The 236-nt window shown below is 62.7% G+C and carries 1 rRNA gene; it reads right to left on the bottom strand.

Annotated features, from left to right (window positions below):
- Positions 1 to 236, bottom strand: a 23S ribosomal RNA gene (locus ACYQ0J_RS13915); the annotation flags it as partial.

Below are 236 nucleotides of genomic sequence, written 5' to 3'. Positions count from 1 at the left end.
GGGCTCATCACCCCAGAGAGCACCCCTTCTCCCGAAGTTACGGGGCTAACTTGCAAAGTTCCTTGGCGAGGGTTATCCCGCGCGCCTGAGTGCTCTCGCACCCGCCCACCTGTGTCGGTTTGCGGTACGGGTTCCCACGGGTTGTGCTTAGAGGCTTTTCTCGGCTCCCTGGCTTCGGGGGGTTGTCACCCTCACGGGCTTCCCCACCACGCAGAGCTTTTGGGGAGCGGATTTGC

It is taken from the genome of Thermus sp. FJN-A (assembly GCF_054655095.1).
This window is presented reverse-complemented; position numbering and strand designations above follow the sequence as displayed.